Here is a 14,037-nt window from a genome sequence, read left to right on the forward strand (position 1 = left end):
TTTTCCGCCGTGCGCTGTGAGGCACGGCGGGTCCCCTGACGGATAAGGAGTGGGTATGTTCAATTGGGTCAAAACGGCGATGCTGATGGCCGCGATCACGGCCCTGTTCATCGTGATCGGCGGGATGATCGGCGGCTCGCGCGGCATGACGATCGCGCTGCTGTTCGCGCTCGGCATGAATTTCTTCTCGTACTGGTTCTCGGACAAGATGGTGCTGCGCATGTACAACGCGCAGGAAGTCGACGAGAACACGGCGCCGCAGTTCTACCGGATGGTGCGCGAGCTGGCCACGCGCGCGAACCTGCCGATGCCGCGCGTCTATCTGATCAACGAGGACGCACCGAACGCGTTCGCGACGGGCCGCAACCCCGAGCACGCGGCAGTCGCCGCGACGACGGGCATCCTGCGCGTGCTGTCGGAGCGCGAGATGCGCGGCGTGATGGCGCACGAGCTCGCGCACGTGAAGCACCGCGACATCCTGATCTCGACGATCACCGCGACGATGGCGGGCGCGATCTCGGCGCTCGCGAACTTCGCGATGTTCTTTGGCGGGCGCGACGAGAACGGCCGGCCGGCCAACCCGATCGCGGGGATCGCGGTCGCGCTGCTCGCGCCGATCGCCGGCGCCTTGATCCAGATGGCCATTTCACGGGCGCGCGAGTTCGAGGCCGACCGCGGCGGCGCGCAGATTTCCGGCGATCCGCAGTCGCTCGCCACCGCGCTCGACAAGATCCACCGCTATGCGGCGGGCATCCCGTTCCAGGCGGCCGAGGCGCATCCGGCCACCGCGCAGATGATGATCATGAACCCGCTGCACGGCGGCGGTCTGCAGAACCTGTTCTCGACACACCCGGCCACCGAGGAGCGCATCGCGCGCCTGATGGAGATGGCGCGCACCGGCCGCTTCGAGTGACCCGTCGGCGGACCCGTGCGGCAACGGCCGCGCGGGATCGCCCCGCCACCCCGCATGCTTCGCGCTGCGGGGTGTTTCATTTGTGCGCGCCGTAAACGGGCCAAAGGGGCGGCATGGCCGCGCGCTACAATGCGCGGTTTGGGATCGCGGGCCGTCTGGCGGTTGCGATCCCGCCGTTTGCCGCATGTGTTTGCCGCACCGATTGCCGCGCCTGTTTGCCGATTCCGCACCGATGACACGACCTCGTTCTTCCGCTCCGACTACTTCCGGCCGCCCGGCGCGCCTGGCTGCGCTGCACCTGGCACCCGATTCGCTCGGCTTCGCGCTCGACGCTGCCGCGCAGGCGGTCGATGCGGTGCGACGCGGCACCGCGTTGCCGGCGGCGCTGTCGGCGGTATTCGCGCAGATGCCGTCCGGTGCGCAGGCGCTCGCGCGCGGCGCGACGCAGGACGTCGCCTACCGGACGATGCGCCGCCTCGGCAGCGCGGACTGGCTGATCGGCAAGTTCGTCAGCAAGGCGCCGCCCGCGCACGTGCACGCGGTGCTCGCCGGCGCGTTCGCGCTGCTGCTCGATCCGGCGGACGAGGCCGCGTACCCGGCGTTCACGGTGGTCGACCAGGCCGTCACCGTCATCGGGGCGCGGCGCGAATTCGCGTTCGCGAAAGGAATGGTCAACGCGGTGCTGCGCCGGTTCCTGCGCGAGCGCGACGCGCTCGTCGCGGCGATGCAGGACGACCCGGTCGCCCGCTGGAACTACCGCGCATGGTGGGTCGATGCGGTGAAGCGCGCATGGCCCGACGCGTGGCAGGCGATCCTCGCGGCCGGCGAGCATCAGGGGCCGCTGACGCTGCGCGTGAATGCGCGCCGCGCGAGTGTCGATGGGTATCTCGACACGCTGCGCGCAAACGGAATCGACGCGACCGCGATCGGCCGGCACGCGGTGCGGCTCGCGTCGGCGCTGCCGGTGGATCGCATTCCGGGATTCGCCGACGGCGTGGTGTCGGTGCAGGACGCGGGCGCGCAGCTCGCGGCCGAATGGCTCGGCGCGCGCGACGGCATGCGCGTGCTCGACGCGTGCGCGGCGCCCGGCGGCAAGACGGGCCATATTCTCGAACTCGCCGATGCGGAGGTCGTGGCGCTCGAAAGCGACGCGACGCGTGCCGCGCGGATCGGCGAGAACCTCGTGCGCCTGTCGCTCGCCGCGAACGTGTGCGTCGGCGACGCCGGCGCGCCGGAAGCGTGGTACGACGGGCGTCCGTTCGATCGCATCCTGGCCGACGTGCCGTGCTCGGCGTCCGGCATCGTGCGGCGCCACCCCGACATCCGCTGGCTGCGCCGCGAGGCCGACATTCCGGCGCTGGTCGCGGAGCAGCGGCGCATCCTGTCGGCGCTGTGGCCGCTCGTGAAACCGGGCGGCGAACTGCTTTACGTGACCTGCTCGATCTTCCCCGAGGAAGGCGAAGGGCAGGCCCGCTGGTTTGAAGCGGCCTGTGAAGATGCGGTACGATTGGACGCCCCCGGCCAACTGCTGCCGGGCGGCGTGCAGGGACGGGCGGCCGCCGGCGCACTCGACCAGAACACCGATCACGACGGATTTTTCTACGCGCGGTTTCAGAAACGGTGACGATCAAACACCTTTTTCCCTTTCGGCTCGCGGCCGTCTTGCTGGTCGCGTTGACGCTGTGTCTGGCCGTCGTCCGGCCGGCGCATGCCGAATCGATCGCCGTGCAGCGCGCATCGCTCCAGTCCGACGGAAGCGGCTGGAGCCTCGACGCACGGTTCGACTTCGAGCTGAATCCGAACCTCGAGGATGCCGTCAACAAGGGCATCCCGCTTTACTTCACGACCGACTTCGAGCTGAGCCGCGCGCGCTGGTACTGGTTCGACGAGCAGCCGGTGTCCGTCACGCAGACGATCCGCCTGTCGTTCCAGCCGCTCACGCGCGAGTACCGCGTGTCGACGGGCGGCCTGCAGCTCGGCTTCCCGTCGCTGAAGGATGCGCTCGCGGTGGTCCGGCACATCACGTCGTGGCACGTGATCGACCGCAACCAGGTGCGCGTCGGCGAAACCTACACGGCGTCGGTGCGGATGCAGCTCGACACGGCGCTGATGCCGAAGCCGTTCCAGGTCGATGCCGTGAACAACCGCGACTGGACGCTCGGGTCGGACTGGAAGCGCTTCAACTTCACGGTGACCGAACGTGCTAAATAAAGTGCGCCGCGCGGCCAGCGGGAAGAGCCTCCTCATTCGCGTGATCGTGTCGACGGTCGCGCTGACCGCGCTGCTGCTGCTCGTGCTGCTCGCGGCCGCGAGCGCGAACACCGAATTCTTCGACCGCTACTACTCGTGGCTGTACGCGACGAACATCGTCGTCGCGCTCGTGTTCCTGCTCGTGGTGCTCGGGCTGATCGGGATGATCGTCGCGCGCCTGCGGAAGGGCAAGTTCGGCACGCGGCTGCTCGCGAAGCTCGCGGTGTTCTTCGCGCTCGTCGGCGTGGTGCCGGGCGGGATCATCTACATCGTGTCGTACCAGTTCGTGTCGCGCAGTATCGAGTCGTGGTTCGACGTGAACGTCGAGACGGCGCTGACGGCCGGCCTGAATCTCGGGCGCGGGATGCTCGATGCATCGCTGTCCGATCTGCAGACGAAGGCGCGGCTGATGTCCGACCAGCTCGCGAGCGTCGATGCGAACACGAACGGCACGACGCTCACGCTGCTGCGGCTGCGCGACCAGTTCGGCGTGCAGGACGCGACGATCGTCGAGCCGAGCCGCGGCGGCTCGGGCGCGGCGCCCGACCTGCACATCGTCGCGCAGGCGTCGGGCAATTTCGCGGCGCTGATTCCGGACGACCTGCCGACGCCGCTGATGCTGAGCCAGGCGCGCGAACACGGCGCGTACGCGGCGATCGAGGGCGAGGTCGACGGCGACCCGCGCGCGCACGGCGCGAAGGGCGCGCTGCGGCTGCGCGTCGTGCGGCCGATTCCCGATGCGACCACGTCGCTGCTGCAGCCGGCGGAGCGGTTCCTGCAGCTCACGCAGCCGGTGCCGCCCGGGCTCGCGCACAACGCGGACGCCGTGCAGCGTGCGTATCGCGAATACCAGGAAAAGTCGCTCGGCCGCACGGGCCTGCGCAAGATGTACATCGGCACGCTGACGCTCGCGCTGTTCCTCGCGACCTTCATCGCGATGATGCTCGCGCTCGCGCTCGGCCAGCAGCTCGCGCGGCCGCTGTTCCTGCTCGCGCAGGGCACGAAGGAGATCACGGAAGGCGACTACACGCCGAAGCGCGAGATCAAGACGCGCGACGAGCTCGGCTTCCTCACGCAGTCGTTCAACGCGATGACGCGCCAGTTGTCCGAGGCGCGGCTCGCGGTCGAGAAGAACCGCATCGCGCTCGAGCATTCGAAGACGTATCTCGAGAGCATCCTCGCGAACCTGACGGCCGGCGTGTTCGTGCTCGATCGCCAGTTCCGGCTGACGACGGCCAATCGCGGCGCCGAGCGAATCTTCCGGCAGCCGTTCAATTCGCTGATCGGCACGACGCTCGACCGGATCGGCGTGGCCGCCGGGTTCGGCGCGATGGTCCGCAAGGCGTTCGCCGATCGCGAGGCGGCGTCCGACGGCGGCAGCGGCGATCGCGGCCACTGGCAGCAGCAGTTCGCGATCGAGGTGCCGGGCGAAACCGATCCGCTGACGCTGCTCGTGCGCGGCACGCGGCTCGTGTCGACGGTCGAGGGACAGGCCGACGACCCGCAGACGTCCGGCTACGTCGTCGTGTTCGACGACATCTCCGACGTGATTTCCGCGCAGCGTTCGGTCGCGTGGGGCGAGGTCGCGCGGCGGCTCGCGCACGAGATCAAGAATCCGCTGACGCCGATCCAGCTGTCGGCCGAGCGGCTGCAGATGAAGCTGTCCGACAAGCTCGCGCCGCCCGACGCGGACGTGCTCAAGCGCGGCGCGACGATGATCGTGAACCAGGTGGCCGCGATGAAGCGGATGGTCGACGATTTCCGCGAATACGCGCGCACGCCGCCGGCGGTGCTCGCGAACCTGCAGTTGAACGAACTGGCGAGCGAGGTGCTCGGGCTGTACGGCGTCGGCGAAGGCAAGAGCCCGATCGTCGCCGAACTCGCGCCGTCGCTGCCGGTGATTCGCGGCGACGCGACGCAATTGCGCCAGGTGATTCACAACCTGCTGCAGAATGCGCAGGATTCGGTTGCGGAGTCCGCGCATCCGCGTGTGTTGATCGAAACCAAGACAGTAGAATATGGCGACCCCGACGCCGAGGGCAAAACGCGCGTCGCGGTGCGTCTGACGGTGTCCGACAACGGGCCCGGTTTTCCGGCACGCATCCTGACCCGCGCGTTCGAGCCTTACGTGACGACGAAGGCGAAGGGCACGGGGCTCGGGCTGGCCACGGTCAAGAAAATCGTTGACGAGCACGGCGCGCGGATCGATCTGCGCAATCGCATGCACGGCGAGACCGTCGAGGGTGCGCAGGTGTCGATCCTGTTCCTGCAGATGGCGAGCGATACGCCAGGCGCCGTACCGGGTGCGCAGGACGGGGCGACTCCCGCCAAGACAAAAGCAAGTGAGCAGACAAAGGCAGCGTAAATGGCAACCATCCTGGTGGTAGATGATGAAATGGGCATCCGGGAATTGCTCTCGGAGATCCTCAGCGATGAAGGACATGTCGTCGAGGCGGCGGAGAACGCGCAGGCCGCGCGGGAATACCGGCTGAATCAGGCGCCCGATCTCGTGCTGCTCGATATCTGGATGCCCGATACCGACGGCGTCACGCTGCTCAAGGAATGGGCGGCGCAGGGGCTGCTGACGATGCCCGTGATCATGATGTCCGGGCACGCGACGATCGATACGGCCGTCGAGGCGACCAAGATCGGCGCGCTCGATTTTCTCGAGAAACCGATCGCGCTGCAGAAGCTGCTGAAGTCGGTCGAGCACGGGCTTGCGCGCGGCGCGGCGCCGGTGTCCGCGAACGCGGCGGCGAAGGCGGGTGGCGCGCAGGCCGCGGGGCCGGCGGCGGTGGCGTCCGCGGCGGCGCTGCCGACGCTCGGCGACGACATGGCGTCGGCGCTCGGCGTCGCGGGCCAGACGGCCGCGATTCCGTTCGACATCCCGTTGCGCGAGGCGCGCGATGCGTTCGAGCGCGCGTACTTCGAATATCACCTCGCGCGCGAGAACGGCAGCATGACGCGCGTCGCGGAGAAGACGGGCCTCGAGCGCACGCACCTGTATCGCAAGCTCAAGCAGCTCGGCGTCGAGCTCGGCAAGAAGCCGTCGGAAGGCGCGCTGTAAAATATTTCGCGAAAGCACTTGCTCAGGGGCGGATAGCTCGATATACTTTCATTCTTCGTTGGCCCGGTAGCTCAGTTGGTAGAGCAGCGGATTGAAAATCCGCGTGTCGATGGTTCGATTCCGTCCCAGGCCACCAGCATTTAAAACCCCAAGAATCGGAAGGTTCTTGGGGTTTTTCGTTTGTGGTGGATATTGCGGGTCGTGGGCGGCAGGCCCGGCAGCATTCGTCGGGGCATGATAAAATCCGTGCCCGCTCAATGACTTAGCGCATCGCTTCATGCGCATGGCAGGCTGCCCGCGGCTCGCCTGCCGTGGCGCGCGGCAACGATGCCGCGATGAGCGGTATAAGCGCGCCGCCGCATTCGCGGCCCACCGCGCTGCCTATACTGGTCGGGCCGGCGCAGGCCGGCCGCGTCGGCCGCCCGGCGGCAGCCGGCCTCGGGCGCAGTGCGACGCGAGCCTATACATTCACGGAGTATCACGGTGATTCGGACAGACGCTAAAGACGGCGCGCTCGTGTTGTTTTCCGGCGGGCAGGATTCCGCCACGTGCGTGGCATGGGCCCTCGAACGCTACCAGACGGTCGAGACGCTCGGCTTTGATTACGGCCAGCGTCATCGCGTCGAACTCGAGTGCCGGGAAGGCGTGCGCGAAGCGCTGAAGCGCAAGTTTCCGGCATGGTCGGACCGGCTCGGCGACGATCACATGATCGACTTGTCGGTGCTCGGCGCGATCAGCGATACCGCGATGACGCGCACGATCGAGATCGAGACGACGGCCAACGGCCTGCCGAACACGTTCGTGCCGGGCCGCAACCTGATGTTCATGACGATCGCCGCGGCGATCGCCTATCGCCGCGGGCTGCGCGTGCTGGTCGGCGGGATGTGCGAAACCGATTTCTCGGGCTATCCGGACTGCCGCGACGACACGATGAAGGCGCTGCAGGTCGCGCTGAATCTCGGGATGGATACGCGCATGGTGCTCGAGACGCCGCTGATGTGGCTCGACAAGGCGCAGACCTGGCAGCTCGCCGAACAGCTCGGCGGCGACGCGCTCGTCGAACTGATCCGCGTCGAGACGCACACGTGCTACGTGGGCGAGCGCGCGGAGCTGCACGACTGGGGCTTCGGCTGCGGCGAATGCCCGGCCTGCAAGCTGCGCAAGCGCGGCTACGAGGCCTACCTGAAGGGCGAGCGAGTGACCGAAGCGCCGCTGTAACGCGGCTGCGCGGGCAGCGCTTGGTGGACAACGGATTCTGATCGACAACGAGCGGCGCGAGCCGGACGAAGCACGATGACTTACGCGGTCAAGGAAATTTTCTACACGTTGCAGGGCGAGGGCGCGAATGCGGGCCGGCCGGCCGTGTTCTGCCGGTTCGCCGGCTGCAACCTGTGGTCGGGCCGCGAAGAGGATCGTGCGGAGGCCGTGTGCCGCTTCTGCGATACGGATTTCGTCGGCACCGACGGCGAGAACGGCGGCAAGTTCAAGGACGCCGCCGCGCTCGTCGCGACGATCGCCGGCCTGTGGCCGGACGGCGAAGCGCACCGCTTCGTCGTCTGCACGGGCGGCGAGCCGATGCTGCAGCTCGACCAGCCGCTCGTCGACGCGCTGCATGCGGCCGGCTTCGAGATCGCGATCGAGACCAACGGGTCGCTGCCGGTGCTCGAATCGATCGACTGGATCTGCGTGAGCCCGAAGGCCGATGCGCCCCTCGTCGTCACGAAGGGCAACGAACTGAAGGTCGTCGTGCCGCAGGACAACCAGCGGCTGGCCGACTACGCGAAGCTCGATTTCGAGTATTTTCTCGTGCAGCCGATGGACGGCCCGTCGCGCGACCTCAACACGAAGCTCGCGATCGACTGGTGCAAGCGTCATCCGCAGTGGCGGCTGTCGATGCAGACCCACAAATATCTGAACATTCCCTGAGCCACGGCTTTTGACATCGTGCTGATTACCCGAAAACTCGAATTCGACGCGGGCCACCGCATCCCCGATCACCGCAGCCAGTGCAGGAACCTGCACGGCCATCGCTACGTGCTCGAAATCACGCTGCGCGGCGATCTCGTCGATACCGAGGGCGCGCCCGACCGCGGCATGGTGATGGATTTCGCCGACGTGAAGGCGCTCGCGATGGAGCACCTCGTCAGCAAGTGGGACCACGCGTTCCTGGTCTATGCGCGCGACGAGGTCGTGCGCTCGTTCCTCGAGCAGATGGCCGACCACAAGACCGTCGTGATCGACCGGATCCCGACCGTCGAGAATCTCGCGGCGATCGCGTTCGACCTTCTCGCGAACGTGTACGACGCGCATTACGGCGTGAACCTGCGCCTCGAGCGCGTGCGTCTGTACGAAACGCCGAACTGCTGGGCCGACGTCGAGCGCCAGCCCGGCCGCTGAGCCTGCCTGCCCCGGCAGCCCCGCCGTCCGTCGCGGGCTGCCCGTCGCCGCGCCTGGCGGTCGCCCCTTCCGTCCCGCGCCGGGACGGCTTCCCCCGTCTGCTCCCGCATCGAGCACCCGCCGCGCTATGATCGTCGTGCGGCACCGAAAAACGCTCGCATGAGCCATCGCGCGGCCCGCGCTGTCAGATCGGCGGCCCCGGCCCGACTCACGTTCTCCGGCGCGCGATCTGTCGCCGCCGCCATGCTTCGATTGCGTGGCGGTGCGCGTTTCGCTTCGCCTGTTGCTTGTCCCGTTCGATTGCCGTTCCGTTCCGGAGGCCGTATCGATGAGCACCCTCACCAATTCCCTCAAACACCGCCTGCGCGACGGTGACGAGCCGCTGTACGGCCTGTGGCTGTCGCTCGGCAGCGACTCGGCCGCGGAAGCGCTCGCGCATGCCGGTTACGACTGGCTCTGCATCGACATGGAGCATGCGCCGAACGACAGTCGCGACGTGGCGTCGCAACTGCGCGCGATCGCCGCGGCGCACCTGCCGAGCGAGCCGGTCGTGCGCGTGCCGGCGCGCGAGCCGTGGCTGGTGAAGCGCGCGCTCGACGCCGGCGCGCGCACGCTGATGTTCCCGTGTATCGAGACGCCCGACGACGCCGCGCACGCGGTGCGGCTCACGCGCTTCCCGTCGCCGGAATCGCCCGACGGGCTGCGCGGCGTGGCGGGCATGGTGCGCGCGGCGGCGTTCGGCATGCGCCGCGACTACCTGCAGACGGCGAATGCGCAAGTCGCGGTGATCGTGCAGGTCGAATCGGCGCGCGGCATCGACGAGGTCGAGCGGATCGCGGTGACGCCCGGCGTCGATTGCCTGTTCGTCGGCCCGGCCGATCTCGCGGCGAGCCTCGGGCATCTCGGCGATATCCGCCACCCGGACGTCGAAACCGCGATGGCGCGCGTGCTCGCGGCCGGCAGGCAGGCGGGCGTCGCGGTCGGCATCTTCGCCGGCGATACGGCGGCCGCGCGCCAGTATCGCGACGCCGGTTACCGGATGATCACGGTGTCGGCCGACGTGAGCTGGCTGTTGCGGGCGACGCGGCAGGCGTTGCAGGAGGTACGGTCATGAACGACGCAGGTGCAGTGTGCCGCAGGCGCGCGCGGATCGCGGTGATGGTCGGCCTATGGGCCGTGTGTGTGGCCGCCGCCGCGCAGGGCGCGCCGCAAGTGAAGCCCGATCCGTCGCACGAGACGCAATCGGCGGTCGCCGACTACAACGCCGGCGACTATCGCGCGGCGCTCGTGCAATTCCACGATGCGGCCGAGCGCGGCGATCGCCTCGCGCAGTTCAACTACGCGATGATGTTGCTGACGGGCGAAGGCGTGACGGCGAACGTCGACGAAGGGGTGCGCTGGCTGAAGCGCGCGGCGGAAGCGAACATGTCGCACGCGCAGTACGTGTACGGCCGGATGTTCGACGACGGCGAGTTCGTCGCGCGCAATCCGGCTGAAGCGCATCGCTGGTTCCTGCGGGCCGCGAAACAGGGACACGTGCAGGCCGCGCTGTCGCTCGCGAACCAGTTCCTCGACGGGCGCGGCACGCCGCGCGACAACCGGCAGGCGTTCGTATGGTACAAGCAGGCCGCCGACGCGGGCGAGCCCACCGCGCAGTACGTGACCGCGTCGTTCTACGAGCGCGGCGGCGACGGCGTCGCGCAGAACCTGAACATCGCGCGCGCGTATTACGCGGCGGCGGCCGCGCAAGGCGACGAAACGGCCGGGCTGAAATTCAAGGAGCTGAGCGCGCGGCTGAAGGCGCCGATGCCGGCCTCGGGCGCCGGTGCGGAGCCAGGCAAGCCGCACGCGCCGCCGCAGTAAGCGGCCCTCGCCCAATGAAAAACGGCGCCGGGGCGCCGTTTTCGTGCGTCGCGGTGCAGATCGCGCGGTCAGCTCTTCATCAGCCGCCGCTGCCGCCCGACGCTCATGATCATCCCGATCGCGATGCCGAGCGTCGTGAGCGCGGTGCCGCCGTAGCTCATGAACGGCAGCGGCACGCCGACGACCGGCAGCACGCCGCTCACCATCCCGATGTTGACGAACGCGTAGACGAAGAACGCGAGCGTGAGCGAGCCCGCGAGCAGCCGGCCGAACTGCGTCGCGCCTTGCGCGGCGATGTAGAGGCCGCGCGCGATCAGCGCCATGTACAGCGTCAGTAGCACGAGCCCGCCGGCGAGCCCCCATTCCTCCGAGAACACCGCGAAGATGAAGTCGGTGTGTTTTTCCGGAATGAATTCGAGGTGCGCCTGCGTGCCTTTCAGATAGCCCTTGCCGAGCACGCCGCCCGAGCCGATCGCGATCACGGCCTGGATCGTGTGGAAGCCCTTGCCGAGCGGGTCGGACGTCGGGTCGAGCAGCGTGCATACGCGGTGCTTCTGGTAGTCGTGCATCAGCGGCCACTGCACGTCGGGCTGGCAGATGCGTTCCTCGAACACGGCGATCGAGCCGACCGCGATCACGCCCGCGACGAGCACGGGCACGATCAGCTTGAACGACAGGCCGGCGAGGTAGATCACGAAGAAGCCGGCCGCGAACACGAGCAGGCCTGTGCCGAGGTCGGGCTGCTTCGCGATCAGCCCGACCGGCACCATCAGGATCCCGAACGCGGCGACGAAGTCGTACCAGCGCAGCCCGCCTTCGCGGCGCTGGTAGTACCACGCGAGCATCAGCGGCGTCGCGATCTTGAGGATTTCCGACGGCTGGATCACGACGCCGACGTTCAGCCAGCGCTTCGCGCCCTTCTTGGTCATCCCGAACAGCGCGACGGCAATCAGCAGCGCGACCCCGAACGTGTAGAGCGGGACCGCGAAGCGCATCAGCGTGGTCGGCGGGATGTTGGCGATCACCCACATCAGCACGAACGTCAGCAGGATGTTGCGCAACTGGTCCTCGACGCGGCCCGGCATGTCGATCGACGCGCTGTACAGCGTGACGATGCCGACGCACAGCAGCAGGAACACGATGAGGGCGAGCGGGCGGTCGAAGCCCGCGAACATTTGCTTGATCTTGTCGAGCCAGGCGCGCTTGTCGAATTGCATGCCTTTCTCCGTTAATGAGCGGTGCCGGCGTCCGCCGCTTTCGCGGGGGCCATCGCACGGTGGTTGTCGTCCCGCGGCGTGCCGACGACCGGTTGCGCGTCGCTGGCGGGCCGGCGCGGCCGGTGCGGGCGCCGGATCGGCGGCAGACTCGCGGCCGTCGGCGCCGCGGCGCTCGCGTCGGTCGGCGCGGCGGCACTGGCGCTCGCCGCCCCCGAGGCGCCGGACGCGGCCGATGCCGCGTCGGCCGCGCTGGCCGCCGACGGCACGACCGGCTGCGGCAGCGCGGTGAAGCCGGCCGCGATCGTGGCCGGCTTCGACGTGTCGCCGACCACCGGCGTGCTCACCGGCTCGGTGGCCGACGCCGCGGCGGCCACGGCCGCGGCCTCGTTCTTCGGGTTCTGGCGCTCGACCAGGTAATAGTCGAGCACGCGGCGTGCGATCGGGCCGGCGGCCTGCGCGCCCCAGCCGCCATTCTCGACGACCAGCGCGATGGCGATCTGCGGATGGTCGACCGGCGCGTACGCGATGAACAGCGCGTGGTCGCGCAGGTGCTCGGCGAGCAGGTGGCCCTTGTAGTTCGAGCCCTGCAGCGAGAACACCTGCGCGGTACCGGTCTTGCCGGCCGCGAGGTACGGTGCGCCGCGGAACACCTTGTACGCGGTACCGGACGGGTTCTCGATCACGTTCTCCATCCCGCGCTTCACGACGTCGATGTCGGCCTGCTTGAGCGGGATCACGTCGCTTTCCTTCGGCACGGTCAGGTGGCGCGCGCGCGTGATCGGATCCTCGACTTCCTTCACGAGGTGCGGCTTCATCACGACGCCGTTGTTCGCGAGCGTCGCCGTGGCGTGCGCGAGCTGCAGGATCGTGAACGAGTTGTAGCCCTGGCCGATTCCGAGGCTGATCGTCTCGCCGTCGAACCATTTCTGCTGCGCGGCCTTCTTGAACGCCTTCTTCTTCCAGTCGGTCGATGGCAGGATCCCGCGTGCCTCGCCCTGGATGTCGATCCCGGTGATCTGGCCGAAGCCGAACGGCTTCATGAAGTTGGCGATCGCGTTCACGCCGAGGTCGCGCGCGAGCATGTAGAAGTAGGTGTCGTTCGACACCATGATCGCCTTGTTCATGTCGACCCAGCCCTGGCCCGAGCGCACGTCGTTGCGGAACGTGTGGCCGCCGAACGTGAAGTAACCGGGATCCTGGAAGCCCCAGCCCGGCGTGCGCTTGCCGAGCGTCAGGCCCGCGAGCGCCATGAACGGCTTGTACGTCGAGCCGGGCGGGTAGGTGCCGTGCAGCGGGCGATTCAGGAGCGGCTTGTCGGGCGAGTTGTTCAGCTCGTCCCAGGTCTGCTGGTCGATGCCATCGACGAACGAGTTCGGGTCGAAGCTCGGCGACGACACGAACGCGAGCACGTCGCCCGTCTTCGGCTCGATCGCGACGAGCGCGCCGCGCTTGCCGGCGAACGCCTGCTCGGCGACCTGCTGCAGCCCGATGTCGAGCGACAGCACGAGGTTGTTGCCGGGCGTCGCCTGCGTGCGCGACAGCGTGCGCACCGGGCGGCCGCCGGCCGTCACCTCGACTTCCTCGAAGCCCGTCAGCCCGTGCAGCTCGGTCTCGTAGCTCTGCTCGACGCCGATCTTGCCGATGTAGTCGGTGCCCTTGTAGTTGTTCGCGTCGCGGCGCGGATCGTAGTGCTCCTGGTCGCTGTCGTTGTCGTCGCTCATCGCGTCGATGCGATCCTGATCGCGCTTCGAGATCCGGCCGATATAGCCGATCACGTGCGCGGCCGTCATGCCGAGCGGGTACTGACGGAACAGCCGCGCGCGCACCTCGACGCCGGGGAAGCGGAAACGCTGCGCGGTGAAGCGCGCGACTTCGGCGTCGGTGAGCCGCGTGCGAATCGGCAGGCTCTCGAAGTTCTTCGAATCTTCCTGCAGCTTCTTGAAGCGGCGGCGGTCGCGTGCGTCGATCGGGATGATCTCGGACAGCTTGTCGATCGTGTTGTCGAGCGTGTCGTCGAGCTTCGACGGCGTGATCTCGAGCGTGTACGCCGAGTAGTTCTTCGCGAGGATCACGCCGTTGCGGTCGGTGATGATCCCGCGGTTCGGCACGATCGGCGCGACGGAGATGCGGTTTTCCTCGGCCTGCAGCGCGTATTTGCCGTGCTGCATCAATTGCAGGTAGAAGAAGCGGCTCGCGAGCAGCCCGAAGCAGACGAACACGAACACGCCCGCCGCCGCGACGCGCAGGCGGAACCTCGAGAGCTGCTGTTGGGTGTCGTTGAATTCGGTCATTTAAGGGCAATCTGCCCCGCGCGCGGGCGCGGGCGAGGT

The 14,037-nt window shown here is 68.2% G+C and carries 12 protein-coding genes and 1 tRNA gene; 11 read left to right on the plus strand and 2 right to left on the minus strand.

All coding sequences use genetic code 11. From position 1 onward, the window contains the following. Positions 1-55: 55 nt before the first annotated feature. The 11 genes from htpX to QZM72_RS32830 all read left to right on the plus strand — a co-directional run bounded on the left by htpX (position 56) and on the right by QZM72_RS32830 (position 10,490). On the plus strand, positions 56-913 hold the full coding sequence (gene htpX / locus QZM72_RS32780) for a zinc metalloprotease HtpX (RefSeq protein ID WP_011546484.1): 858 nt from the start codon (positions 56-58) through the stop codon (positions 911-913). 232 nt (positions 914-1,145) lie between these two features. Continuing rightward, positions 1,146-2,537: a 16S rRNA (cytosine(967)-C(5))-methyltransferase RsmB gene (gene rsmB / locus QZM72_RS32785; protein ID WP_089468811.1), complete on the plus strand. Its 1,392-nt coding sequence runs from the start codon at positions 1,146-1,148 to the stop codon at positions 2,535-2,537. Continuing rightward, positions 2,534-3,124, plus strand: coding sequence for a DUF4390 domain-containing protein (locus QZM72_RS32790; RefSeq protein ID WP_089468749.1), 591 nt, complete (start codon positions 2,534-2,536; stop codon positions 3,122-3,124). The genes rsmB and QZM72_RS32790 overlap by 4 nt, the downstream gene beginning before the upstream one ends. Then, a complete protein-coding gene (esaS, locus tag QZM72_RS32795; protein ID WP_301740181.1) occupies positions 3,114-5,528 on the plus strand; it encodes a sensor histidine kinase EsaS in 2,415 nt (804 codons plus the stop codon). The genes QZM72_RS32790 and esaS overlap by 11 nt, the downstream gene beginning before the upstream one ends. After that, positions 5,529-6,230: a response regulator transcription factor EsaR gene (esaR, locus tag QZM72_RS32800; RefSeq protein ID WP_089468747.1), complete on the plus strand. Its 702-nt coding sequence runs from the start codon at positions 5,529-5,531 to the stop codon at positions 6,228-6,230. Positions 6,231-6,290: 60 nt separating this feature from the next. After that, positions 6,291-6,366 (plus strand) — tRNA-Phe (locus QZM72_RS32805). A 347-nt stretch (positions 6,367-6,713) separates the two neighbouring features. Then, positions 6,714-7,448, plus strand: a complete 735-nt coding sequence (gene queC / locus QZM72_RS32810) for a 7-cyano-7-deazaguanine synthase QueC (protein ID WP_006495384.1) — start codon at positions 6,714-6,716, stop codon at positions 7,446-7,448. Between the two features lie 75 nt (positions 7,449-7,523). After that, on the plus strand, positions 7,524-8,156 hold the full coding sequence (queE, locus tag QZM72_RS32815; protein ID WP_175928142.1) for a 7-carboxy-7-deazaguanine synthase: 633 nt from the start codon (positions 7,524-7,526) through the stop codon (positions 8,154-8,156). 18 nt (positions 8,157-8,174) lie between these two features. Continuing rightward, positions 8,175-8,627, plus strand: coding sequence for a 6-carboxytetrahydropterin synthase QueD (queD, locus tag QZM72_RS32820; RefSeq protein ID WP_006482561.1), 453 nt, complete (start codon positions 8,175-8,177; stop codon positions 8,625-8,627). 328 nt (positions 8,628-8,955) lie between these two features. After that, positions 8,956-9,741, plus strand: a complete 786-nt coding sequence (locus QZM72_RS32825) for an HpcH/HpaI aldolase/citrate lyase family protein (protein ID WP_301740182.1) — start codon at positions 8,956-8,958, stop codon at positions 9,739-9,741. Next, a complete protein-coding gene (locus tag QZM72_RS32830; protein ID WP_301740183.1) occupies positions 9,738-10,490 on the plus strand; it encodes a tetratricopeptide repeat protein in 753 nt (250 codons plus the stop codon). Before QZM72_RS32825 ends, QZM72_RS32830 begins: the two co-directional genes overlap by 4 nt. A gap of 68 nt (positions 10,491-10,558) precedes the next feature. Here QZM72_RS32830 and rodA read toward each other — a convergent pair whose 3' ends face one another. Together rodA and mrdA are read right to left on the minus strand one after the other, a co-directional pair. Further along, complete coding sequence (gene rodA / locus QZM72_RS32835; protein ID WP_089468744.1) at positions 10,559-11,707, minus strand: rod shape-determining protein RodA; 1,149 nt, start codon at positions 11,705-11,707, stop codon at positions 10,559-10,561. Positions 11,708-11,718: 11 nt separating this feature from the next. Continuing rightward, the gene (gene mrdA / locus QZM72_RS32840; RefSeq protein WP_301740184.1) at positions 11,719-13,998 is read right to left on the minus strand and encodes a penicillin-binding protein 2; all 2,280 of its coding nucleotides are present in this window, start codon (positions 13,996-13,998) and stop codon (positions 11,719-11,721) included. Positions 13,999-14,037 lie beyond the last annotated feature (39 nt).

The organism is Burkholderia sp. AU45388 (assembly GCF_030481585.1).
GTDB lineage: Bacteria > Pseudomonadota > Gammaproteobacteria > Burkholderiales > Burkholderiaceae > Burkholderia > Burkholderia sola.

Excerpts from the sequence above, each read along its gene's own strand:
- htpX (WP_011546484.1), top strand. The coding sequence starts at position 56 with ATGTTCAATTGGGTCAAAACGGCGATGCTGATGGCCGCGATCACGGCC.
- mrdA (WP_301740184.1), bottom strand. The coding sequence starts at position 13,998 with ATGACCGAATTCAACGACACCCAACAGCAGCTCTCGAGGTTCCGCCTG.
- rodA (WP_089468744.1), bottom strand. The coding sequence starts at position 11,707 with ATGCAATTCGACAAGCGCGCCTGGCTCGACAAGATCAAGCAAATGTTC.
- esaR (WP_089468747.1), top strand. The coding sequence starts at position 5,529 with ATGGCAACCATCCTGGTGGTAGATGATGAAATGGGCATCCGGGAATTG.
- queE (WP_175928142.1), top strand. The coding sequence starts at position 7,524 with ATGACTTACGCGGTCAAGGAAATTTTCTACACGTTGCAGGGCGAGGGC.
- rsmB (WP_089468811.1), top strand. The coding sequence starts at position 1,146 with ATGACACGACCTCGTTCTTCCGCTCCGACTACTTCCGGCCGCCCGGCG.
- QZM72_RS32825 (WP_301740182.1), top strand. The coding sequence starts at position 8,956 with ATGAGCACCCTCACCAATTCCCTCAAACACCGCCTGCGCGACGGTGAC.
- QZM72_RS32830 (WP_301740183.1), top strand. The coding sequence starts at position 9,738 with ATGAACGACGCAGGTGCAGTGTGCCGCAGGCGCGCGCGGATCGCGGTG.